The following is a 21,392-nucleotide window of genomic DNA, read 5'->3' as shown; positions in this document are numbered from 1 at the left end:
GATCGGAAACTTCCTATCTCTACATAGTACAAGCTAAATTTAAATTTGTATCAGCCAAAGCCTGTTATTTAAAATTAGGATTGTGTCGAATTAAATTCATGAATTCTTCACGAGTTCGTGCGTCTTCAGAAAATACTCCCCGCATTGCACTGGTAACAGTCCAAGAGCCTGGTTTTTGAACTCCTCTCATCACCATACACATATGAGTTGCTTCGATTACAACTGCAACTCCTTGAGGTTTGAGTAAACCTTGCAGTGCGTCAGCAATTTGTAAAGTCAGCCGTTCTTGTACTTGCAAACGTCGTGCATACATTTCACAAATGCGGGCAATTTTTGATAAACCTATCACCTTACCATTAGGAATATATGCAACATGAGCGCGGCCAATGATTGGTAATATGTGGTGTTCACAGGAACTGAAAATATCAATATCCCGGACTAATACCATTTCATTTGCCTCTTCTGTAAATACTGCTCCATTGAGGAGTTCATCTAAGGATTCATGGTAGCCATTGGTCAGAAACTTTAAAGCTTTAACAACTCTTTTAGGAGTATCTATTAAACCTTCCCGGTCTGGATTTTCTCCTAATCCAATCAACAAAGTCCGTACAGCCTGTCTCATGTCTGCTTCTGTTACAGTTGGCTGTTGCTGAGTTGATAAAGATGACACCACCTGAGCCGCGGAATTCAGATTGGGACGAATAGATAAAGTCATTTTCTGAGTTTAATGGGGATGAGTTATGACACTAGTTAATAGTTCAATAGATATGAATATCTATGAACTAAATTAGAGATTTAATGAACGCTTTCTTATTATACCAAACATTTGTTAAGTTTTGTATGAATCTCATTAGTATCCAACTTTCTGCCAATAAAAACTACCTGATTTTTAGGTAGAGTATTCCATTCGTCTGCGTGCAAACTGTAACGAGGTCCACTCAGTTGGAAAAGATGGCGTAAATTACTATCATTAAACCATAAGATGCCCTTAGCTCGAAATACATTCTGTGGCATTTCTTCAGTCAAGAAATTCTCAAATTTATGGACATCAAATGGTTTGTCACTTTGGAAGGAAATCGAAATAAACCCATCATTGTCTAAATGATCAGAGTGATGATGATGATGTTCATGCTTATGTTCATGCTTATGTTCATGCTTATGTTCATGCTTATGTTCATGCTTATGTTCATGGTGATGATGAGTATCTTCATCATCAATAGCGATATATTTATCTTTTGGTGTTAAACCCACATCTAAAATTAATGGTAAAGCAACTTCACCATATTGAGTATGTAAAATTTTCGCTCCATGTTTGACATCATGGATAAAATTTTCTACTTCTTGGAGTTTTTCTGAGGTAACAAGGTCTGTTTTATTGAGGAGAATAATATCTCCATAGGTAATTTGTTTTAAAGCTGCTTCACTCTCAAAGTGTTCTTCGTTAAATGTCTCAGCATCTACTACTGTGAGAATCGAATCTAGATTAGTCAGGTCTCTTAGTTCTGTTCCTAGAAAAGTTAAAATTATTGGTAAAGGATCAGCAACACCAGTGGTTTCAATGACTAGATAATCAATGCGGTCTTCTCGTTCTAAAACTCGATATACGGCATCAACTAAACCATCATTAATGGTACAACATATACAGCCATTGCTGAGTTCTAGCATATCTTGATCTACAGAAACTAGCAATTGACTATCAATGTTAATATCACCAAATTCATTGACGAGAACGGCGATTTTTAAATTTTGTTTGTTCTGAAGAATTTGATTTAAAAGTGTGGTTTTTCCACTACCTAAAAATCCCGTAATAATAGTTACAGGCATTCCTTGTTTAGGGATTTCAGGAATTATGTTGGTTTTATTCAAAGTGATGGTATTCATGTGAAAATGTAATGGATTTGAATGGTTGAATTAATCAAGCGAATAGCGATTTTAAGCTGTTTACAAATAATTGACAAGTTTAGCTAAGTTTAAAATTCCTAAATCTCCAGCCTTTCTACTTCTTGTACTCATAGTTGTGCTTTCTATTTCTTTCTTGCCAACAATAGCAAAAACGGGAATTTTTTCTAATTCGGCTATACGAATTTGTTTACCTAAACGCTCACCACTGCTATCTATTTCTACCCTAAAGCCACGCATTTTTAAATCTTTTTCTACCAATTTTGCATATTCTCGACAATCATCACTAACAGGTAAAAGTCGCAGTTGTACAGGTGCTAACCACAGGGGGAAATCACCTGCATAATTCTCGATTAAGATGCCAAAAAAGCGTTCTAAAGAACCAAAAATAGCCCGATGAATCATAATTGGTTGTTGACGACTGCCATCGGATGCAATATACTCCATATTAAATCGTTCTGGCAAGTTAAAATCTACCTGAATTGTGGAACATTGCCACAAACGACCGATAGCATCTTTAATTTTAATGTCTATCTTGGGACCATAAAAAGCTCCCCCACCTTCATCAACAATATAATTCCAACCTTTAGTATTTAAAGCTTGTTCTAGTGCTGTGGTTGCTAATTCCCAAACGTGATCAGTTCCTACTGATTTTTCAGGACGGGTGGAAAGATTAACTTCATATTCTTTAAAGCCAAAATCTGATAAAATCTGCTCGGTGAGATTTAAAACGCCTAAGATTTCCTCAGCTATTTGGTCAGGTAAACAAAAGATATGAGCATCATCTTGAGTAAATCCTCGTACTCGCATTAAACCATGTAAAGATCCAGAACGTTCATAACGGTATACTGTTCCTAGTTCTGCCCATCTTAATGGTAATTCTCGATAGGAATGGAGTTGATGTTTGTAAGTTAGGACATGAAAAGGGCAATTCATGGGCTTAATTTGATAAGCCTGATTTTCCACATCCATTGAGTCAAACATACTCTCTTGATAGAAGTCAAAATGTCCTGATGTTTTCCATAAATCAAGATTGGCTACATGAGGCGTATATAGTAATTGATAACCAGATTCTAGATGGGCTTTGCGCCAATAATCTTCAATGATGTAGCGAATTATTGACCCTTTGGGATGCCAAAATACTAAGCCACCTCCAGCTTCTTCTTGAATACTAAATAAGTTAAGTTCTTGACCTATTTTTCGATGATCTCGACGTAAAGCTTCTTCTATGTGTTGGAGGTAATTTGCTAATTCGGCTTTTGTTTGCCACGCTGTTCCGTAAATTCGTTGTAGTTGTGGTTTGGTGGCATCTCCTTGCCAATAAGCACCGGCAACATTCAATAATTTAAAAGCATGAGGATCAATTTCACCTGTAAAGTTAATGTGTGGTCCTGCACACAAATCCCACCAATAATTATTTGCTGGTTGAATGTCTGTGACAAATAATGATGGTTCTGATTTCACCGTTTCAGGAGTACCAATAAAGTAACGGGTGATAATTTCTGATTCGGGAATGCGTTCTAAGATTTCTAATTTGTAGGGTTCATTTAATTCGGCAATTTCGGCGCGAATTTCTGATCTTTTTACTTCTTCGCGGATAATAGGTAAATTAGCTTTGATTATCCGTCGCATTTCTGTTTCTATTTTGGCCAAGTCATCAGTCGTGATGCTAATTGGACAATCAAAATCGTAGTAAAATCCAATGTCTGTGACAGGTCCAATTGCTACCTTAGTCCCTGGAAATAGCTTTTGTACCGCCATGGCCATAATATGGGCGCTGGTGTGACGAATGAGGGTGAGTTTGTCGCTATCGTGTAGGTTCAAGCTGTCTTGAGACTGGGTTAATGAACTGACCATACCAAACCAGAATGAGAATCGTTATCAGTGTAACGCAAAAATGTCTGAATGGGAAAATATTTTAAAGTGCTGTTAGCTGGCTTGGACTTCAGTAAGACTGTGAGGAAAGGCTACACTGGGTTTAACAATGGCTGGGACGATTTTCTCACTGGCCATTCTTGCACCTGATAAATTTCTGGCTGTTGGACCCACTTGCAAGGCTGCTAAACCACCCATAATAAATAATTCACAACCAGTCCAACGCAGATAACTATCTAATACGGGTAAACCGTTGACTATTTGGATGGGATAGGCGGCTAAAATGTCCTGTAGTAAGGGTTCTGTGGTGACATCGAATTTAGTGCCTGTGGCTAACCAAATATAATCACATTCGTAAAAGTTACCATCACTACATTCTACTTGCCAGTGATTGCTTAACCATTTGGCTTTGACTATTTGACAGTTTTCGTCAATTTTAATATTACCACGATGCTTTTCTTTGCGGAGTTGGGTGGCGATCGCCGGAGTCATAGAACCACCATTTCTAGCTTGTTGAATTAGGGTCCAGCGTTGTTGCCAATTTTGCTCAAAAAATCCTTTCAGATATTTAGGACCTAACCAACCCGGTTCAGCATCAAATAGCTTTTCTGATAACTGTTTTCGCAGCATTAAATGGACATTTGCACCACGGGAAATTGCACCTACAGCTAAATGTCCACTGGTTAAACCACCACCGACAATTAAAACTCTTTGACCGGCTAAACTGTGATATTTCCGTAAATCTACAGTGTGAGAATGGCAAAGTCTATCTTGAGGATACACCGATTTAATCTGATTTACCCAATCAGGAATGTGTATTTTACCGCTACCTGTTGCTAACACTACCCGCCGTGCAGTTACCGTTTTTCCATCTGACAGCCCTAATTGAAATTGAGGACGTAAATTGTCAGATAATTGTTTAAGGCTGGTTACAGCCAGAGGAATAACTTGATCCTGTAACTGATAGGATGCTATAACATCCTGGCAAAAATCCGCAAATAGCTTAGTTCCAGGTAAGTCATAAGGAGGAAAAAGTTCTTGAGAACGAGATTCAGCGAATTTCCTTAAAGCGAAGGGGTTAGAGTGGGGATGATGAACAGCGGGCGATCGCAAATGGGGAATTTCCAAAGCTGCAAATTGCTGTTTCCAGCGACTTAACCATGTACCACTCGGATCAAATACGGCAAATTTCCCTTTCATTGTCTGCCGTTTTTGCAAGAGATGGGCAACTAAAGTTAGTGCATGAGGTCCAGCACCGATAATTGCTAAGTCAATTTTTGTAGGAACTGTAGTCATAATTCATAATTCGTAATTCGTAATTCGTAATTCGTAATTCGTAATTGGTAATTGGTAATTGGGAAAAATAAAATTGATTACCCAGTCCCCAGTCCCCAGTTACATCAACATCAAAGCTACTTCTTTGGCAAAATAGGTCAAAATTAAATCAGCACCAGCGCGTTTCATACTGGTTAAGGTTTCTAAAATCACCTTTTTCTCGTCTATCCAGCCATTTTGTGCAGCAGCTTTGATCATTGCGTACTCGCCGCTAACGTTGTATGCTGCAACTGGTAAGTTTGTATTTATTTTGACTTGATGGATAATATCGAGATAAGCTAGGGCAGGTTTAACCATGACAATATCTGCACCTTCAGCAATATCCAATTCAATTTCTTTTAAAGCTTCTTTAGCGTTAGCAGCATCCATTTGATAGGTTTTTTTGTCGCCAAATTTCGGGGTTGAATCTAAAGCATCTCGAAACGGTCCATAATAGGCTGATGCGTATTTAGCGGAGTATGCCAAAATACCAACATTGATATAACCCTCCGCGTCTAAAGCTTGGCGAATTGCGCCGATTCTACCATCCATCATGTCAGAAGGGGCAACAAAATCAGCACCGGCTTCTGCTTGGGAAAGTGCCATTTTTACCAACACTTCGACAGTTTGATCATTAAGAATTCTGCCATTTTCATCAACTAAACCATCATGACCATGTGTGGTGAAAGGGTCTAAAGCAACATCAGTAATAATCATGATGTCGGGAACGGCTTTTTTGATAGCTTTGACAGTTTCCTGTACCAATCCTTCTGGGTTGTAACTTTCTGTACCTGTGTCGTCTTTGTCGTCTTCGGAAATCACTGGGAAAAGTGCAACAGCATTAATCCCCAAGTGGGAAACTTCGGCTATTTCTTTAATTAACAAATCGAGAGAAAAACGATAACATCCTGGCATAGAAGCAATTTCTACTTTTTGTCCTTCTCCTTCCATGACAAACATCGGATAGATGAGATCATCTACAGTTAAAATCGTTTCCCGCACCATTTTTCTTAGGGTTTCAGTGCGACGGAGACGACGGGGACGTTGAGAAAGGTTTAAGGGTTTATCGGTAGACGAGTTTTCAGATGACATACAATGTACCAAAAATGATAATCATTATTATGATAAATCATTGGCCGCATCTATAAGAATTTTTTGGTATGTAGTTTCAAGTTTCGGGTATGGTTTAATTTTTGGAAGTTTGAAGATTTTGAGGGGTGTAATAACTTGACTTTTGGTAGGTAAGATCAAAAAAGTCCGCTGACGCATTCAAGTGTCTAGCGGACTGATAAATTATTGAAAATGGAGCTTATGGGAGTCGAACCCATGTCCAAATTGGGTATTAACCCTCCACTCGTTCACAGGTTTAGCCTTTCTGACCCTCAAGGCGGGAATCGTTCATTATCCCGAACGTAGGATGCTCTGATTTAATCTTAGCCATCAAGCCAACCAGAGAACGCTTGAGTGGAGCATCCGTTGGGGGTTAGGTCTTTAATCCTTAACGGAGTCAAATTAAAGACGCTCGAACCTGAAAGAGGTTTCTTAGGCAGCTACTAGAGCTTCCCGACGAGCAAATTTTACGATATTGTTCGCATTTACTTTTTTTTCGAGTCTTTGATTTCCGAGAGATGACTCGCTCTCGACCTGAATCACAGAGTAGCTTTCGCCAACCTGTCGAAACCGTTAAAGCCCCATGTGCTTCACACTTTTATTATAGTACGGAATTCTGCCATTTGACAATAAATTTAAAGTAGAGAGAAATATTTTATCGCTGATTGCGATCGCCTTGATTAGTCCAATACTAATTTATTTCGATTTTGCAACCCATATCAGATGTAACCACAGCCATCCTAATCCACTACCAACAACATAATAGGGGAAATCTGCCCAAGTGAAGACACTACCGAGTATCATCTTTCCCCACCAAAATGAACGTAACCAATTGAGAATCGGTGGATGCCACAATTGCAGAAATTCCAATAAGCAAGTAATTATGAATACCCATATAGGAATTTGCCAAACTGCTCGACGGGTGGGGATAAACAGAAATGCAAATAGACACCAAAATATTTCATAAAAAATCCCTCCTACCTCTTGGTTCAACCATGAAATAGAATAGCGATAGTGACTGTATGAAAGTCCAATGGGAAGAATAATAGCTAGAGAAATAATAGTTCGCCAACGAATCTTTTGAAGTAGTGGCATTATTTAATATCCAATTTGTGCGATCGCTCTTATCTTTGTTGCACCCAAAAATTGAGTAACAAAATTCACTAAATTTAACTGCAATCCAGCTAAAGATTATTTGTTGCTATCTGTAGTTTTTGTTTCTGTCATTAACCAATTGAGGTAATCTTGATTTCCTTGTTCAATTGGTAAAGCCACCACACAAGGTACTTGATAGGAATGTTTTGATTTCACTTTTTCTGTTAGTTCTTCAAATAAATCACGACGCGATTTCATTATTAAAATAGCTTCTTTTTCTACTTGTAATTCACCATTCCACCAATAAATGCTTTCCATACCATCAATGATGTTGGCACAGGCCGCAAGACGGGCTTCTACTAAGACTTTACCTACATTAAGGGCTTCAGCACGGTCTTTACAAGTGACGTAAACAAAAATAAATTCCATGTGTTAACTCCAAGTATCACTCAGTTAAAAACAAGCTAATCCTGAGATGTCCAGGTTCGTAATTTAGTTAGTGTAGGTTTATTAACATTGACAAAATTTAGCCGATATTCGTTCATAGGTACAGGCGAACCATTGCCTTCACGAGTAACTACAATAAATGCTGTTTGATTGAGTGGATCTTTGGTAACTTTGTCTATGAAATTAAACTGTATGGGTTTTAACTCATTTAAAGATCGTGGTTTTTTAAATCCTGGTTGGGAAATACAAAAAATCGCTGAACCATCTATATATCTTGCAGAATAAAACCAGTAAGGTTTCCTTTTTGATTTAAACTCTGATTTATAAAAAACAGTAAATCTATCGTCTTCCTTTAATGATTGATTTTGCTTACATTTGTTGTCAATATATGTTTCTTGGGCATAAATAGGAATTGAAAAGCCCAAAGTTAAGCTGAGAGTTAATACGGCTAATAATCTTTTTGTTTTCATGATTGCTTATAATCCTGTGTTAATGACAAATTTATCAATATAGACTACTGTAATTGTCATTGAATTGGCGATTTTTTATTTTAAATCCTGTATTGCAACTATGGTTCTAATTGTTTAATTAATTTAGCAGTAGCAGGGGTAGCTCGGAAAGATTGACCATTGTACAAAAATGTCAGTTGATGTAATTTTGGTTTAGGTAATTGTGGTTCACACTGGTCATCACTGCTTCTGGTAATACCTTTTGCTTCCCTGGCTTCTGTGAGTTTTACAACCAGGTCTGCGCGTTTATCTTGGTTGGTGTTTCGTAGTGCAAAATCTTTGATTTCTACGTCATAAAATGGTGGACGACAACTAGCTGTATTTGAACCTACACTTAATATTTTTGTGCTGCTGGTTTTAGTAGAACCGATTTCCAATTTATCAAGTCTTTGGGAAAAATAACCCTGTCCCATATATGAAACTTCACAAACTAGGGAATCACGACCTGTTTTATTAGAGATTTTTAGACAACTATTGGAACGCAATCCTTGTTCATATCGGATTCTAGACCAACCATTATTAGTACGCCGCAATAAAACAGAACCTCCCCAATTACCTGCATGGGGTTCACAGCCACCCAAGTCTACCAATGCTTCACGACTACCGGCTTTGGTAAAACTGCCATAAACTACAGATGTTAAGGTAGCAGTTCCATCATTATAACTGGTAAATAACGGGCATTTTTTGCAAACAATTTTCCCTTTTTCTTGTGTAATATTCCCAGCACCACAAATACTTTGCATCAGGGTAATAGCATTCTTTTGGGAGGGAACTATACTATCTTTTTTGACCTCTTGTGCCAATGTTTTGGTAGTGATAACTTGGGCTGCTAGGATTGTTCCTAATAGTAAAATGGATTTCAGTTGCTTCATGGTCTTTGAAAAAGATAATTATTGCTACAGGATGTTATTTAAAAAATGGTTAGAGTGCGATCGCAGATAAACATAGTTTTATTACTAATATTAGTATGATGAAATATTAAACATTATTACTTATTTCTTTACTCGTTTTTCAAAATCTTATTCTATATATAGATAGGTTTTTAAAATTTTTATAAAGACTATTGAAAGAATAATTACAACAATTTTTAGGTAGGTAAAATAAGTAGGTGAACACAAAAATTAAAGGTATATAACGGTATGTAAAGTTGTCTCAATGCGAGATTCTGATTGAATTTCAGTCATTTTACAAAACACAATAAATTTCGCTTTTATTATGTACACCTACTTACATCAATTGCAATGTGATTTATAAATTGTTAAATTTATATTGGCAACTGTGCTTCATAAATATCAAATTTTCTGTATAACCTTACTTTTTTACCACTGAAATTCTTGAATAAAATTTATTACTTCATTGGCTATGTCTAATTCCATAGATGGTATTTCCATTATTTCTTCCATACTCCAATTTTCTAAATCCATCAGGTTATTAAGGTTATCTGATATTAAATTAGCTATTTTTAAAATTACATAAGCTTTTTCACTTAATTTTTTGAGTTGCTGAAAAGCATATACATCGTATTTATATTCTTCTAATGCTTCTTCCTTTATTGTTTTATTATCTAATGGCGATTTATGTAACTTTTTTAACAAACTTGAATCTCCATATTCAGAGATTATTAAATCATCAAATAAAGGAGTTTTTTTTCTATTAAAAATATACGCATACTCTAAAATGTCTGTTCTTGTTCTTATACTAGGTTGACTAAGAATTAAATTCCAACCTTCAGAACCTAGTTTATGTAATCCATTACTTATACTATCACATTCTCTATACCCAGAATATGAGCCAGTAATTATGAATCCATATTTTTCTCTGAACTTACCTTTCCATGAATCGTAATAAACTTCAATATATTCATACTGAGGGTGAACATAGATTTCATTTAATATTTGTGAGAATCTACCTAAATTGTTATTATCTAAAAACTTATTTAGATTTTCCAATATTATTTCTTCCATTATTGTTTCCTTTATTGGATATTACAGAATTGTAACCGCTCAATAATCCGGGGTAAATCGTTCAATGACAAGCCTCAAATGGCGTAAAATCGTTCCCGAATCAGCCCTCCAATTCTGGGTAATGTTTTAAACATCAGGTTCATTGCCTGATGTAGCAAGTGATATTTTAATTAAAATAATAATCACATATAAGCGTAGTTGTAAAGACTTTTCTTGTTTATTTTTTGTGGAGTTTCATTGCTAAATAAATAAACACTGTAACTAAACTTCAGTAAATTACTAGACACTGTTAGCTTAGTCTAAGGATAAATACGGTTATAACGCTAAACTAATCCTTTGTGTCAAGTAAACTCCAAACTCCTAAATCTAGCAACCATAGCAGCTTTGCATCCTTAACACTCTGTTGTAGATATATTGTATGCGATGCGCTATTCCGTGAATTTACTGGTTTGTTGCTTCATCAACTTTTCATATTACAACCCACATTCCGCAGATATTGAAGCAGATTAAATAATTATGAATTGTCAGAGTAAGTAGGTGAAACTATGACCTAAATTTGGCATCAAAAATAATGAAACCCTTTATTTATATAGGTTATGGAGTAAATAAACTCATATTTGGCATAACATAAATGAAAGAACAAAAAAAATAGAGTTTGCTTTTGTATAATATTTAGATAACCTTTAGAGGAGGTTGGAAAATGACATTACAAGAAATCATTAAATCTCTGGATGATTTATCTGTGGAAGATAAAACTTCTCTGTTTAATGTACTTGAGTCTCAGTTGTCACAAATAAAGGAACAATTACAGGAAGAACTGTTACAGAATAAAGGTGATAACTTTTGGCAAGGGGTTTTAAGATTTCGAGAAACAATTGAAAGGGAAGGAATTGAATTTACAGATGAAGATTTTGCAAATCTTAGAGATCGTAGTCCAGGACGGGAGGTAGAACTGTGAGTTTTCGTTTTATTTTAGACACTAATATTAATTCGGAAATTTTCACACTAGCCTATAAATAAACATACCATCCCTAACCAAAATGGCACAATTAACAATTCAAGTACCGGAGGAACTAGCAAACCGCTTACAACCCATATTACATCCTCTTCCAGAACTGCTTTCACAACTGCTAGAAACACATACATCAGAAACCTTAACTTAACTAATTCTAGTGATACTACTAACACTTGTACTGAGGTTTTAGACTTTTTAATTAAACAACCAACACCCGAACAAATAGCTAAATTTAAAGTTTCAACCCAAGCACAAAAACGGTTAGAAGACTTATTAGAAAAAAACCATAATGGTACAATTTCCGAAGCAGAAAATAGCGAATTAGATATTTATGAACAGCTAGATCAATTAATGATTTTACTTAAACCTAGAGCTTACAGCGTCGTTAAAAAGTTTTGACTATAACTGGAAATTTTGTCATAATATAAACATATAGCAACCTAGCTAGATAAAATAATATGTTAACCCTCAATTACCCACATATCATCAAAAACGATCATCAGTCAGCAAGATTACAGCGTTTACCGAGAATTAGAGTAGCGCAAATTGTCATGGATTATCTTGCTTATGGTTGGTCAGTAGAGGAAATGTGCCGTCAACATCCTTATTTAACATATAGTGAAGCTCATGCTACTATGGGTTATTACTTCGACCACCAAGAAGAAATTGACCAAGAAATTAAACAGGAATGGGAACAAGTACAAGAAAGTATTAAGGAATCAGTACAATCCCCATTCTATAGCAGAATGAAAGCGAAAGGACTGTTGTAAATGCCTATTGCTTTATATAAAGAAAACAATTTTCAGGATTAATTTTTGGACATCAATTAGGTGGCACAATTGGTCAATTTGTTAAGGATTTAGAATTTATTGCTCAGGCTTCTGAAATTGACGAATGGATGAATGTAGTTGAATATATTCCTTTCAAATAATTTAAATATGAATAAAAATATTATTGATGATCACGTAATCATTATTTTTAATAAAAATAGGGCGTTGCTGAATTAGGGTATGAAATTCAAAAATCAATGATTTCAAACTCTTACTCTCTGTAGACTCTGCGCCTCTGCGTGAAACAAAATCATACTCTTAATCAGCAACGCCTTAATAAAAATAGAGTATAAATTGAAATTTAAGACTTATTAATAAATTTAATAATTGATGATTGGCCATAGTTCATTTTACAACTACCTCCAATCACCAATTACCAAATTAAGTTAGTGCTTCTGCACCACCGACAACTTCCAGAAGTTCCTGGGTAATTGCGGCTTGACGGGCTTTGTTGTAAGACAAAGACAAGCTTTTAATTAACTCACCGGCGTTTTCGCTGGCGTTACTCATTGCTGTCATCCGTGCTGCTAGTTCACTCGCTGCTGATTCTTGTAATGCCCGTAATAGCTGATTGCTCAGATACAATGGCAACAAAGAATCCAGAATTTGTACTGGATCTTGCTCAAAAATCATGTCACGAGGTAAAGCCCGGACTTGACTAACAACTTTCTCCCGTTCAACTTGGAATTGACCACCACGGGTAGTTAAGCGGAAGATTTCATCATCTGCTGCTTCTAAACCTTGGGTATCCAGGGGTAGAAGGGTTTGGACTACGGGACGAGAACTAACCAAGGATACGAATTTTGTATAGACTAGCTCAATCCGGTCTACTTTTTCGGAAAGGAAAAGAGAAAGTAGTTCATCAGCAATATTTGTAGCTTCTGCGGCGGTAGGAATTTGTTCTAAACCGCTGTAGGTAGCATCAATAGGCTGATCCCGGCGTTGGAAGTATTGAGTAGCTTTGCGGCCAACCAACACATAATTATAGTCTAGACCTTCAGCTTGGAGTTCCTTGGCGCGATTTTCTGCACGGCGAATTACGTTACTGTTGTAACCACCACACAGACCTCGATCGCCAGAAATTACTAATAATCCTACTGTTTTAACTTCGCGTTTTTTCAGTAGGGGTAAATCCACGTCTTCAAACCGCAGTCTGGTTTGCAAGCTAAATAATACTTGCGCCAAACGGTCTGCGAAGGGACGGGTAGCAATTACTTGTTCTTGAGCGCGACGGACTCTCGCCGCTGCTACAAGCCGCATGGCTTCTGTGATTTTTTTTGTGTTTTTGACCGACTGGATGCGATCGCGTATTGATTTGAGATTAGCCATAATATTTAGGTCATTGGTAATTGGTAATTGGTAATTGGTAATTGGTAATTGGTAATTGGTTCTGCTATTACCTATTACCCACTACCTATTACCTGTCACCTGTTACGCTGCTGCTTGGAAGGTCTTTTTGAACTCGGAAAGAGCAGCTTTCAAAGCGGCTTCTTCTGGTTCTCCGAGGGCTTTGCTACCTTGTACTGCTTGGAAATATGCAGTGTTAACATTCTTCAAGTAATCACGTAGACCTTTAGCGAATACGGTGACTTTATTTACAGCAACGTCATCTAAATAACCGTTAATACCAGCGTAAAGAACGGCTACTTGTTCAGCTACAGAGAGGGGGTCATTTTGGGGCTGTTTGAGGAGTTCCCGTAAGCGGACACCGCGTGCTAACTGATCTTGGGTAGCTTTATCTAAGTCAGAAGCGAATTGTGCGAAAGCTTGTAAGTCGTCAAACTGCGCCAATTCCAACTTAATCTTACCGGCAACTTTCTTCATTGCCTTGGTTTGTGCGGCAGAACCTACGCGGGATACAGAGATACCGGGGTTTACAGCCGGACGGATACCAGAGTTAAACAAGTCAGAAGACAAGAAAATCTGACCGTCGGTAATGGAAATTACGTTGGTAGGAATGTATGCAGATACGTCACCAGCTTGGGTTTCGATAATTGGTAGGGCGGTCATGCTGCCTTTACCCAATTCATCGCTCAATTTAGCAGCGCGTTCCAACAAGCGGGAGTGGATGTAGAATACGTCTCCAGGATAAGCTTCCCGACCGGGTGGACGACGGAGGAGCAAGGACATTTGGCGATAAGCCTGAGCTTGCTTGGAAAGGTCATCGTAAATGATTAAGGTTGCTTTGCCTTTGTACATGAAATACTCAGCAATACTAGCGCCTGTGTAGGGAGCTAAGTATTGTAGGGTAGCTGGGTCACTGGCGTTAGCAGCTACAACTACGGTGTAGTCCATTGCGCCTTTTTGTTGCAAGGTTTGAACTACGTTAGCAACGGTGGAAGCTTTTTGACCGATCGCCACGTAAACGCAAACGACATCTTCACCTTTTTGGTTAATGATGGTGTCAATAGCGATCGCTGTTTTACCTGTTTGACGGTCACCAATGATTAATTCCCGTTGACCACGGCCGACGGGAATCATGGAATCAATAGCGGTGATACCTGTTTGCATCGGTTCATGTACTGACCGACGGGCAATAATCCCAGGGGCGGGGGATTCAATCAATCGGGTTTCGGTGGTTTTGAGATCACCTTTACCATCAATGGGGCGACCCAAAGCATCAACAACACGGCCAATGAGGGCTTCACCTACGGCTACTTGGGCGATTTTACCAGTAGCGGTTACGGAGCTACCTTCTTGAATCTCCCGACCTTGACCCATCAGTACCGCACCAACGTTATCTTCTTCTAAGTTTTGGGCGATACCAATTGTGCCGTCTTCAAATTCTAGGAGTTCCCCAGCCATAGCTTTTTCTAAGCCATAAATCCGGGCAATACCGTCACCTACTTGTAGCACTGTACCAACGTTAGCAACTTTAACCTCTTGGTCGTATTGCTCGATTTGTTGTTGGATGATGCTGCTGATTTCGTCAGGTCTAATGGAAATGCTCATTTGTCAGTTGTCAGTTGTTAGTTGTTAGTTGTCAGTTGTGAGTCAGTGTAGTCTTGGGGGTTTCCCCCATGAACAACTGGCGAACCCGAAGGGTCAGTTGTTTTTTATGGGTTCTTGACCATTAACTAATGACTACTGACATTTATCAGAACTTTTTAGTTACTGCTTAAACGCAAGGAGAGACGACGGAGTTGACCACGCAAACTAGCGTCAATTACTTGAGAACCAACTTTGATAATCACGCCGCCAATTAACTCACTGTCTATTTTGGTTTCTAGTTCCACTTTGGCAGCTTTGGTGAGGGCGATTACTTTTTCTGTAATTGCTTGCTGTTGGGCTTCTGTCAGGGAAACCGCAGAAGTGATTTCCGCTAATACGGTTTGATTTAGCTGGCGTAACAGCGCCAAATACTGCTGTAAAATTGGTTCTAAGAAGGCAATCCGTCGTCTGTCTACTAACAGCAGTAAAAAGTTACGTAGGTAGGGGTTTACACCTTCTCCCAGTAATTGTTTGAGGAGATTTTTCTTGTTCTCTGGCTTCACAAAAGGGTTGCCCAAAAAGTTATTTAGTTCTTGACTCCCTGTCAATAAGCCTAGAAAAGTTCGTGCATCCACTCCCACTTCTTCTGTCAAGTTTTGAGATTGAGCTATAGACAACAGTGCTTGTGCATAAGGCTGGGATATTTCAGCAATTGCTGCATTACTTTTCATACCTCGCCTCCCAGTTGTGCAATGCTGCGATCAATTAAAACTTGTTGAGCATTATCGCTAATGCCATCTTTGAGTTCTCCTTCAACTTTTTGCAATGCTTGAAGCACTACCTTTTGTCGGAGTTGGGCGATCGCTCTTTCTAGTTCTGAATTCAAATCAGCCGTTCCCGCTTCTTGCATCCGCTGAATATCTACAGCAGATTGTGCCAAAATTGCATCTTTAGCAGTTTGGGCATTAACTTCGGCGGTCTGTTTGATTGATTGAGCTTCTGCTTGAGCTTGTTCTAGCTTTTGCTGCGCCTCTTTCAGTTTGGCGGCGGTTTCTGCTACTTTTTGCTCTGCACTCTTAATTGCTGATTCAATATTGTCTCGGCGAGATTTTAAGTTACTACCCAAAACCTTGCGTCCAAATACGATCAGCACAGTAATAATAATGGCCAGGTTAATCAGGTTGGTATCTAAAATATTCGTATTTAGACTAAACCCACCTTCTCCAGCTGATTCAGCCAATTCACCTCCGACGGCGACAATATCCGCCGTCAACAGTAAAAAAGTCCCCATGATTCTTTATCCACTAACTGCGATGCCAAATTTCCAAATTTTTTGTCATTTGCTAGTTGTCAGTCGTCAGTTGTCAGTTGTCAGTCGTCAGTTGTCAGTTTTTAGATGACTCATTTCTGTTACCTGTCACCTCTTACCTCCTACCTCTTACCTGTCACCTGTCACCTATCACCTATCACCAACAATGACCATGTTCACAAGTTAGCGTTGGCCGACTAAATCAGCACCTAACAGCTTTTCTAGGATTTGGCGACTCAGGGCATCTACTTGTGTTTCCAATGAAGCTAGAGCTTGTTGTTTTTGCTGTTCAATTTCACCAGCCGCTTTTTCTTTTTGGGCTTGAGCTTCTTGTTGCGCGATCGCAACTTTTTGAGCAGCGATTTTTTGAGCTTCAGCTTGGGCATCAGCAATAATTTTTTGAGCTTCTCGTCTTGCACCTGCAAGTTCTTGCTCATATTGCTGGGCTAATGCTTGTGCTTTTGATAAGCGTTCTTGGGCTTCTAATTTGTTGGTACGGATATATTCATTCCGGCCATCAATAGCATTACCCAGTGGCTTATAAAGAGTTGCATTCAATATCAGGGCTAATACTAGAAACTGGATTGCCATTAAGGGCAGAGTAGCATCTAGATCAAACAGTCCCCCTTCTTTGGCAACTTCTTCCACGGCCAATAAGGTGATCCAGTGTGTCATGATTGCTTAATTCCTATCTACATTAATTTTGGTTCTGAGTTCCGAGTCATGAGTTATGAGTTAGATTTCATAACTTTCCAAAAGACGTGATTACTCACGCCTAGACTCAGAACTCAGTTGTGATTATGCGAAGGGGTTAGCAAATAGTAGCACTAGAGCAACTACTAGACCGTAGATGGTTAGAGCTTCCATGAACGCCAAACTTAACAGCAATGTACCGCGAATTTTGCCTTCAGCTTCTGGTTGACGAGCAATACCTTCTACAGCTTGTCCTGCTGCATTACCTTGACCAATACCGGGGCCGATTGCAGCTAAACCAACAGCGAGAGCAGCGGCGATAACGGAAGCAGCAGCAACTAATGGATCCATGATATTCTTTCCTTAATTTAGAGATACGTTGGGTGTTGTATTTGTCAGTGGTCAGTGGTCAGTGGTCAGTGGTCAGTTGTCCGTTGTCAGTTATCCGTTGTCAGTTTTTAGATGAATAATTTCTGTCACCTATTACCTGTCACCTGTCACCTACTAACTTTCATCTGTCACCTATTTCCTGTTTCCTCTAATAGCTGACTCTTTTCATCTGAGGGGGTTTAGTGGTTTCCCTCATGCTCTTCGCCATGATGGTCTTCCATCGCTTCGCCAATGTAGGCAGCTGCGAGGGTGGCAAAAATTAGTGCTTGAATGGCGCTGGTAAATAGTCCCAAAGCCATTACTGGCAGAGGCACGAACAAGGGTACTAGTAGTACCAGCACTCCCACGACCAGTTCATCAGCTAAGATGTTACCGAATAAACGGAAGCTTAGGGACAGAGGTTTGGTGAAATCTTCAATAATCTTGAATGGCAACATGAACGAAACTGGTTGCACATAGTTACCGAAATAACCTAAACCCTTTTTGCTGAATCCAGCGTAAAAATACGCTAATGATGTCAACAATGCTAAGGCAACAGTTGTGTTGATGTCGCTTGTGGGTGCTGTTAGTTCGCCTTCTGGCAGATGAATTAGCTTAAATGGAACTAATGCCCCTGACCAATTTGACACAAAAATGAACAAAAACAAAGTGCCTACAAATGGCACCCAGGGGCGATATTCTTTCTCGCCGATCTGGTTTTTGGCCAAATCTCGAATGAATTCTAGGGCGTACTCCATTAGGTTTTGTACGCCACTGGGAATCCGTTTGACGTTACTGCTTGCCAAGACGGAAGCTAGGACTAACACGCCAATAACAAACCAAGAAGTGAGAAACACCTGACCATGTAGCTTTAAGTTGCCTATTTGCCAGTACAGATGTTTACCAACTTCCAATTCAGCAAGTGGAAGGGAGTAGACGTTCAGAAAATTCAGCATTTTCTTTCCAATTCAATCGTTTCTCCAATATTACCTGGAGAATAGGAGCGGTTTAAGGTTGCCGGAGCGTGGATGAGTCAGAGATTAACGCTAACCTAACTACGTAGATGATGAGTGTGGCTTTGTAGGTGAGAAATCCCAAGAATATGGGCAGTATATGCAGTTGATTCAAGCGTGATGCCAGCAAAATCAGCACTACTAACAAGGCTAACCGGAGTTTTTGCTCAGTGATTGTTTTTCTCTTCCTAACCGTTCAACATCTTTTGCCAACATCCTCAAGTAAAGCACACCTGCACACGCCCCTAATAAATAATTTAGAGCAATGTTTAGTGAATAAGCAATCCAGACGGAGATAAAGACTATCCCTGTTAAAACAAGTGTGATCAATACCAACTCCTGATAGAGTTGATAAAACTCCTGTATGGAGGGGTCTGCTGGTTTTATTTCTGCAAAACCAGATTTCTCTTCTTGTTGTGTTGTCTGAGTGGGCGTAATTGGTTCGTCTGACAAGCTCACGGCAATTGAAACTAGTACAGTTTAAATATGATGACTGCACATTCAGTCAGCCAAATCATATCACGATCCAGTAACACTACTTTAGAAAAAAACAATTAACTTATTTTTTGGTCATTGGTCATTGGTAATAGAATCACCTATGACTGATTTTTTCATGAAGCGGGGGTTAGTAAGATTAGTTGTTGTTTGAGGAGGTGTCTTACTCCGTCTAAGTTTAGCTCGACTTGGGTTAGAATGTCAGCCACGGTGGCAGAACCATGACATTTTTTCATGAACTCAAATTCGGCTGTTGATAATTTAACAATTTGGTAATCGTAATTAAATAAACATTGACTAGGAAATCCATCTATGCAGGGGTTAAGTTCGGGAATGGCTGCTAATAATGTGCTATCTGCTGACCAATCGGTTTTGCTGAGGGGAGGACGACCAAGAAAAAATTCGTAATGGGTAACTTCGGGATTCAGTAATTCTATCAATCTATAACGTTCTTTTTGACTTAATTCTTTGGCTCGTTCAATTAACTCAGGTGCTTTTCCCAAAAGACTTTCTAAATCCCAAAATCCGGGATTGGAGAACCCTAGAAACTCTAAACCAGAAGCGGCGATTAATTCAAATAGTGTATCAATATTGTAGTCAAATTCTTGAGGATGCACATACATATCAGCAAAACATTCATCTCGCTGGTTTTCCATTGCCCAACGTTCTTTTTCTCGCTTGACAATGCGGTTATTTTCTGGTAAAGAGGCAAATATTTTTCTACCAACTTCGACACCATCACGGTAGTCGCCTTTTTTGCTACCTTGAAGGAGAGCGATCGCTTTTTGCATGAGTTGAATTTCCCAGCGTCCCAGTTCCCCATAGACAAAAATGTGCATTAAGCCACCGGGGGCTAACTTTTTGGCTAAGGCTTGAATACCACGAATGGGATCTGGTAAGTGATGTAATACACCAACACTATTAATTAAATCAAATTCCCCTGGCAACTGTTCCACATCATACAAACTCAGATGATGGAATTCTACACGATCAGCACCTGAACTTTGACAGCGTTTTTTTGCTACTTCTAAAGTTCCCGCACTTAAATCTATGCCCACTACCTGCGCTTGTGGGTTGAGATGTACTAAATATTCTGTTCCCACACCTGAACCGCAACCAGCATCTAAAATACGGATATCTTGTTTTTGTGGTTTTCTACCCATGCAGAAGTTGTAAGCGGCTAACCAATTCCAACGCCAATTATAACCAGGTGGCGGTTCATCCAGAATCGGTTCAGGGGGAAATGGATAGGTGTCGTAAAGTTTGGCAACAGCAGCACTTACTTGGGAGTCAGACATGATTAGGAATAACGCAGCATTTCTGATTTTAGCGGATAGGGGGTGATGAGAGTAAAAAAGTTTTACAGCTTACATACAGCTAGTTGACACACCCAGTATTAATGTATAATATTTGCATTGAGTTTTAATAGTTGTTTATCAGGTATCAGCAATCATGAATCAACCTATTCAAAAAATTATCTTCGGTAGCCCTGGAACTGGTAAAAGCTATAGAATTGTTTACGAGATTATACCTAAACATTTACAGATATATGAAGAAAATAGAGAAAACATTATTAAAACAGTATTTCATCCAGAATATACCTATGGGGATTTCATGGGCAAATTAGTGCCAATTACCAGAAAAGAGAGGGTAGAGTATAAATACTATGAAGGACACTTTTTAAAAGCACTATCCAAGGCTTATAAAAACATAGTTGAGTCCCATGACAAGAATGGATTTAAAATTGATGAACCCAAGAATGTAGCTTTGGTTATAGATGAAATTAATCGCGGTAATTCATCTGCGATATTTGGAACAGTTTTTCAACTATTGGATAGGGATAAAGATGGTTGGTCAAGCTATGGAATTAATATAACTGAACTTGAATTTAGAAGCCTTTTGGAACTAATGGGAGTTGAATTATACGAAAAAGATGGAAAAATAGAAAAGTATGAATTACACCCTTTTAATGCTGTTACTCTCAAAAACTTTCAAGAAAAGATCAAGTTTTTGAAAATTGACTTAGAAAATAGAACTATTTGGATTCCTCCAAATCTATCTATCTTAGGCACAATGAATACTTCAGATAATTCCATTTTTTTCATGGATAGCGCTTTTAAGCGTCGTTGGGATTGGGAGTTTGTAAACTGGGATAACACCAAGCCTCCTAAAGCGACATATGGAGACGAGGGAGTTTTAAACAAAGATGAATGGAAAAAGCTTCAAACAAAGCTTAACAACTTTATCAAAAGTCATCATGCCTCGATTCGGGGAATTGAAGACAAGCAAATTGGGTATTACTTTATCAAAGAGCCTATTACTTCTGAACAAATACAAAATAAACTAATGTTCTTTTTGTGGGATAGCGTTTTCAATCGTGATAAAAAACCACTAGTAGAGCTTCTAAAAGTAACAAAAGATAATCTGGTAACTTTTGGAGATTTCACTAAACTACATAATATTTTTGTTGAAAATATAATGAACTTCAATAACTGACTGTGCCACTCAGCTATAACGTGGAAAT

General features: G+C 38.4%; 22 protein-coding genes, 1 other RNA gene and 1 pseudogene. 4 read left to right on the top strand and 20 right to left on the bottom strand.

Going from position 1 to position 21,392, the window contains the following annotated elements:
- Positions 1-64: 64 nt before the first annotated feature.
- The 11 genes from folE to FJR38_RS14890 all read right to left on the bottom strand — a co-directional run bounded on the left by folE (position 65) and on the right by FJR38_RS14890 (position 10,213).
- Positions 65-715 carry a GTP cyclohydrolase I FolE gene (gene folE / locus FJR38_RS14940; RefSeq protein WP_168495419.1) on the bottom strand — a complete coding sequence of 217 codons (651 nt, stop codon included), beginning with the start codon at positions 713-715 and terminating at the stop codon, positions 65-67.
- A 98-nt stretch (positions 716-813) separates the two neighbouring features.
- Positions 814-1,881: a GTP-binding protein gene (locus tag FJR38_RS14935; RefSeq protein ID WP_168537908.1), complete on the bottom strand. Its 1,068-nt coding sequence runs from the start codon at positions 1,879-1,881 to the stop codon at positions 814-816.
- A gap of 60 nt (positions 1,882-1,941) precedes the next feature.
- The gene (thrS, locus tag FJR38_RS14930) at positions 1,942-3,756 is read right to left on the bottom strand and encodes a threonine--tRNA ligase (protein ID WP_168537906.1); all 1,815 of its coding nucleotides are present in this window, start codon (positions 3,754-3,756) and stop codon (positions 1,942-1,944) included.
- Positions 3,757-3,828: 72 nt separating this feature from the next.
- On the bottom strand, positions 3,829-5,070 hold the full coding sequence (locus FJR38_RS14925) for an FAD/NAD(P)-binding domain-containing protein (protein ID WP_168537904.1): 1,242 nt from the start codon (positions 5,068-5,070) through the stop codon (positions 3,829-3,831).
- Between the two features lie 99 nt (positions 5,071-5,169).
- Positions 5,170-6,180, bottom strand: a complete 1,011-nt coding sequence (gene hemB, locus FJR38_RS14920; protein WP_168495413.1) for a porphobilinogen synthase — start codon at positions 6,178-6,180, stop codon at positions 5,170-5,172.
- Between the two features lie 208 nt (positions 6,181-6,388).
- Positions 6,389-6,781, bottom strand: a transfer-messenger RNA (tmRNA) gene (ssrA, locus tag FJR38_RS14915).
- Between the two features lie 113 nt (positions 6,782-6,894).
- Positions 6,895-7,293, bottom strand: coding sequence for a DUF2809 domain-containing protein (locus FJR38_RS14910; RefSeq protein ID WP_168537902.1), 399 nt, complete (start codon positions 7,291-7,293; stop codon positions 6,895-6,897).
- 96 nt (positions 7,294-7,389) lie between these two features.
- The gene (gene cutA, locus FJR38_RS14905; RefSeq protein ID WP_168495409.1) at positions 7,390-7,722 is read right to left on the bottom strand and encodes a divalent-cation tolerance protein CutA; all 333 of its coding nucleotides are present in this window, start codon (positions 7,720-7,722) and stop codon (positions 7,390-7,392) included.
- 35 nt (positions 7,723-7,757) lie between these two features.
- Positions 7,758-8,210 carry a hypothetical protein gene (locus FJR38_RS14900; protein ID WP_168495407.1) on the bottom strand — a complete coding sequence of 151 codons (453 nt, stop codon included), beginning with the start codon at positions 8,208-8,210 and terminating at the stop codon, positions 7,758-7,760.
- A 98-nt stretch (positions 8,211-8,308) separates the two neighbouring features.
- Positions 8,309-9,121: a hypothetical protein gene (locus tag FJR38_RS14895; protein ID WP_174763541.1), complete on the bottom strand. Its 813-nt coding sequence runs from the start codon at positions 9,119-9,121 to the stop codon at positions 8,309-8,311.
- A gap of 447 nt (positions 9,122-9,568) precedes the next feature.
- Entirely contained in the window at positions 9,569-10,213 is a 645-nt protein-coding gene (locus tag FJR38_RS14890; RefSeq protein WP_168537900.1) for a hypothetical protein, read from the bottom strand.
- 700 nt (positions 10,214-10,913) lie between these two features.
- Between FJR38_RS14890 and FJR38_RS14885 the strand changes: the two genes are divergently transcribed.
- The 3 genes from FJR38_RS14885 (at position 10,914) to FJR38_RS14875 (ending at position 11,998) form a co-directional block, all read left to right on the top strand.
- Positions 10,914-11,171 carry a hypothetical protein gene (locus FJR38_RS14885; protein WP_168537898.1) on the top strand — a complete coding sequence of 86 codons (258 nt, stop codon included), beginning with the start codon at positions 10,914-10,916 and terminating at the stop codon, positions 11,169-11,171.
- An 82-nt stretch (positions 11,172-11,253) separates the two neighbouring features.
- Positions 11,254-11,376 (top strand): hypothetical protein, encoded by a 123-nt coding sequence (locus tag FJR38_RS29040; RefSeq protein ID WP_256366923.1) that lies wholly within the window; start codon positions 11,254-11,256, stop codon positions 11,374-11,376.
- Between the two features lie 310 nt (positions 11,377-11,686).
- Positions 11,687-11,998 carry a DUF433 domain-containing protein gene (locus tag FJR38_RS14875; RefSeq protein WP_168495388.1) on the top strand — a complete coding sequence of 104 codons (312 nt, stop codon included), beginning with the start codon at positions 11,687-11,689 and terminating at the stop codon, positions 11,996-11,998.
- A 441-nt stretch (positions 11,999-12,439) separates the two neighbouring features.
- On the opposite strand, the gene FJR38_RS14870 is transcribed toward FJR38_RS14875, so the two are convergent.
- The 9 genes and pseudogenes from FJR38_RS14870 to FJR38_RS14830 all read right to left on the bottom strand — a co-directional run bounded on the left by FJR38_RS14870 (position 12,440) and on the right by FJR38_RS14830 (position 20,166).
- Complete coding sequence (locus FJR38_RS14870; protein WP_168495386.1) at positions 12,440-13,387, bottom strand: F0F1 ATP synthase subunit gamma; 948 nt, start codon at positions 13,385-13,387, stop codon at positions 12,440-12,442.
- Positions 13,388-13,489: 102 nt separating this feature from the next.
- Positions 13,490-15,010 carry a F0F1 ATP synthase subunit alpha gene (gene atpA, locus FJR38_RS14865; protein WP_168495384.1) on the bottom strand — a complete coding sequence of 507 codons (1,521 nt, stop codon included), beginning with the start codon at positions 15,008-15,010 and terminating at the stop codon, positions 13,490-13,492.
- A 155-nt stretch (positions 15,011-15,165) separates the two neighbouring features.
- Positions 15,166-15,720, bottom strand: a complete 555-nt coding sequence (gene atpH / locus FJR38_RS14860) for an ATP synthase F1 subunit delta (RefSeq protein ID WP_168495382.1) — start codon at positions 15,718-15,720, stop codon at positions 15,166-15,168.
- The gene (locus tag FJR38_RS14855; RefSeq protein WP_168495380.1) at positions 15,717-16,280 is read right to left on the bottom strand and encodes a F0F1 ATP synthase subunit B; all 564 of its coding nucleotides are present in this window, start codon (positions 16,278-16,280) and stop codon (positions 15,717-15,719) included. The genes atpH and FJR38_RS14855 overlap by 4 nt, the downstream gene beginning before the upstream one ends.
- 201 nt (positions 16,281-16,481) lie before the next feature.
- Positions 16,482-16,973 (bottom strand): F0F1 ATP synthase subunit B', encoded by a 492-nt coding sequence (locus FJR38_RS14850; RefSeq protein WP_168495378.1) that lies wholly within the window; start codon positions 16,971-16,973, stop codon positions 16,482-16,484.
- 123 nt (positions 16,974-17,096) lie between these two features.
- Entirely contained in the window at positions 17,097-17,342 is a 246-nt protein-coding gene (atpE, locus tag FJR38_RS14845; RefSeq protein WP_168495376.1) for an ATP synthase F0 subunit C, read from the bottom strand.
- Positions 17,343-17,560: 218 nt separating this feature from the next.
- Positions 17,561-18,316 (bottom strand): F0F1 ATP synthase subunit A, encoded by a 756-nt coding sequence (gene atpB, locus FJR38_RS14840; RefSeq protein ID WP_168495374.1) that lies wholly within the window; start codon positions 18,314-18,316, stop codon positions 17,561-17,563.
- Between the two features lie 52 nt (positions 18,317-18,368).
- Positions 18,369-18,832, bottom strand: a pseudogene (locus tag FJR38_RS14835) (ATP synthase subunit I).
- Positions 18,833-18,984: 152 nt separating this feature from the next.
- A complete protein-coding gene (locus FJR38_RS14830; RefSeq protein ID WP_168537896.1) occupies positions 18,985-20,166 on the bottom strand; it encodes a class I SAM-dependent methyltransferase in 1,182 nt (393 codons plus the stop codon).
- A 154-nt stretch (positions 20,167-20,320) separates the two neighbouring features.
- On the opposite strand from FJR38_RS14830, the gene FJR38_RS14825 reads away from it, so the two are divergent.
- Positions 20,321-21,364, top strand: coding sequence for a restriction endonuclease (locus FJR38_RS14825; protein ID WP_168495364.1), 1,044 nt, complete (start codon positions 20,321-20,323; stop codon positions 21,362-21,364).
- Positions 21,365-21,392: the final 28 nt, after the last annotated feature.

It is taken from the genome of Anabaena sp. UHCC 0253 (assembly GCF_009712085.1).
Taxonomy (GTDB): domain Bacteria; phylum Cyanobacteriota; class Cyanobacteriia; order Cyanobacteriales; family Nostocaceae; genus Dolichospermum.
The sequence above is the reverse complement of the archived record's forward strand: the minus strand, read 5'-3'. Positions and strand labels throughout refer to the sequence as shown.

What these genes read in the sequence shown, in the direction of transcription:
- folE (WP_168495419.1), bottom strand. Translation starts at nt 715, where the DNA reads ATGACTTTATCTATTCGTCCCAATCTGAATTCCGCGGCTCAGGTGGTG.
- FJR38_RS14935 (WP_168537908.1), bottom strand. Translation starts at nt 1,881, where the DNA reads ATGAATACCATCACTTTGAATAAAACCAACATAATTCCTGAAATCCCT.
- thrS (WP_168537906.1), bottom strand. Translation starts at nt 3,756, where the DNA reads ATGGTCAGTTCATTAACCCAGTCTCAAGACAGCTTGAACCTACACGAT.
- FJR38_RS14925 (WP_168537904.1), bottom strand. Translation starts at nt 5,070, where the DNA reads ATGACTACAGTTCCTACAAAAATTGACTTAGCAATTATCGGTGCTGGA.
- hemB (WP_168495413.1), bottom strand. Translation starts at nt 6,180, where the DNA reads ATGTCATCTGAAAACTCGTCTACCGATAAACCCTTAAACCTTTCTCAA.
- FJR38_RS14910 (WP_168537902.1), bottom strand. Translation starts at nt 7,293, where the DNA reads ATGCCACTACTTCAAAAGATTCGTTGGCGAACTATTATTTCTCTAGCT.
- cutA (WP_168495409.1), bottom strand. Translation starts at nt 7,722, where the DNA reads ATGGAATTTATTTTTGTTTACGTCACTTGTAAAGACCGTGCTGAAGCC.
- FJR38_RS14900 (WP_168495407.1), bottom strand. Translation starts at nt 8,210, where the DNA reads ATGAAAACAAAAAGATTATTAGCCGTATTAACTCTCAGCTTAACTTTG.
- FJR38_RS14895 (WP_174763541.1), bottom strand. Translation starts at nt 9,121, where the DNA reads ATGAAGCAACTGAAATCCATTTTACTATTAGGAACAATCCTAGCAGCC.
- FJR38_RS14890 (WP_168537900.1), bottom strand. Translation starts at nt 10,213, where the DNA reads ATGGAAGAAATAATATTGGAAAATCTAAATAAGTTTTTAGATAATAAC.
- FJR38_RS14885 (WP_168537898.1), top strand. Translation starts at nt 10,914, where the DNA reads ATGACATTACAAGAAATCATTAAATCTCTGGATGATTTATCTGTGGAA.
- FJR38_RS29040 (WP_256366923.1), top strand. Translation starts at nt 11,254, where the DNA reads ATGGCACAATTAACAATTCAAGTACCGGAGGAACTAGCAAACCGCTTA.
- FJR38_RS14875 (WP_168495388.1), top strand. Translation starts at nt 11,687, where the DNA reads ATGTTAACCCTCAATTACCCACATATCATCAAAAACGATCATCAGTCA.
- FJR38_RS14870 (WP_168495386.1), bottom strand. Translation starts at nt 13,387, where the DNA reads ATGGCTAATCTCAAATCAATACGCGATCGCATCCAGTCGGTCAAAAAC.
- atpA (WP_168495384.1), bottom strand. Translation starts at nt 15,010, where the DNA reads ATGAGCATTTCCATTAGACCTGACGAAATCAGCAGCATCATCCAACAA.
- atpH (WP_168495382.1), bottom strand. Translation starts at nt 15,720, where the DNA reads ATGAAAAGTAATGCAGCAATTGCTGAAATATCCCAGCCTTATGCACAA.
- FJR38_RS14855 (WP_168495380.1), bottom strand. Translation starts at nt 16,280, where the DNA reads ATGGGGACTTTTTTACTGTTGACGGCGGATATTGTCGCCGTCGGAGGT.
- FJR38_RS14850 (WP_168495378.1), bottom strand. Translation starts at nt 16,973, where the DNA reads ATGACACACTGGATCACCTTATTGGCCGTGGAAGAAGTTGCCAAAGAA.
- atpE (WP_168495376.1), bottom strand. Translation starts at nt 17,342, where the DNA reads ATGGATCCATTAGTTGCTGCTGCTTCCGTTATCGCCGCTGCTCTCGCT.
- atpB (WP_168495374.1), bottom strand. Translation starts at nt 18,316, where the DNA reads ATGCTGAATTTTCTGAACGTCTACTCCCTTCCACTTGCTGAATTGGAA.
- FJR38_RS14830 (WP_168537896.1), bottom strand. Translation starts at nt 20,166, where the DNA reads ATGTCTGACTCCCAAGTAAGTGCTGCTGTTGCCAAACTTTACGACACC.
- FJR38_RS14825 (WP_168495364.1), top strand. Translation starts at nt 20,321, where the DNA reads ATGAATCAACCTATTCAAAAAATTATCTTCGGTAGCCCTGGAACTGGT.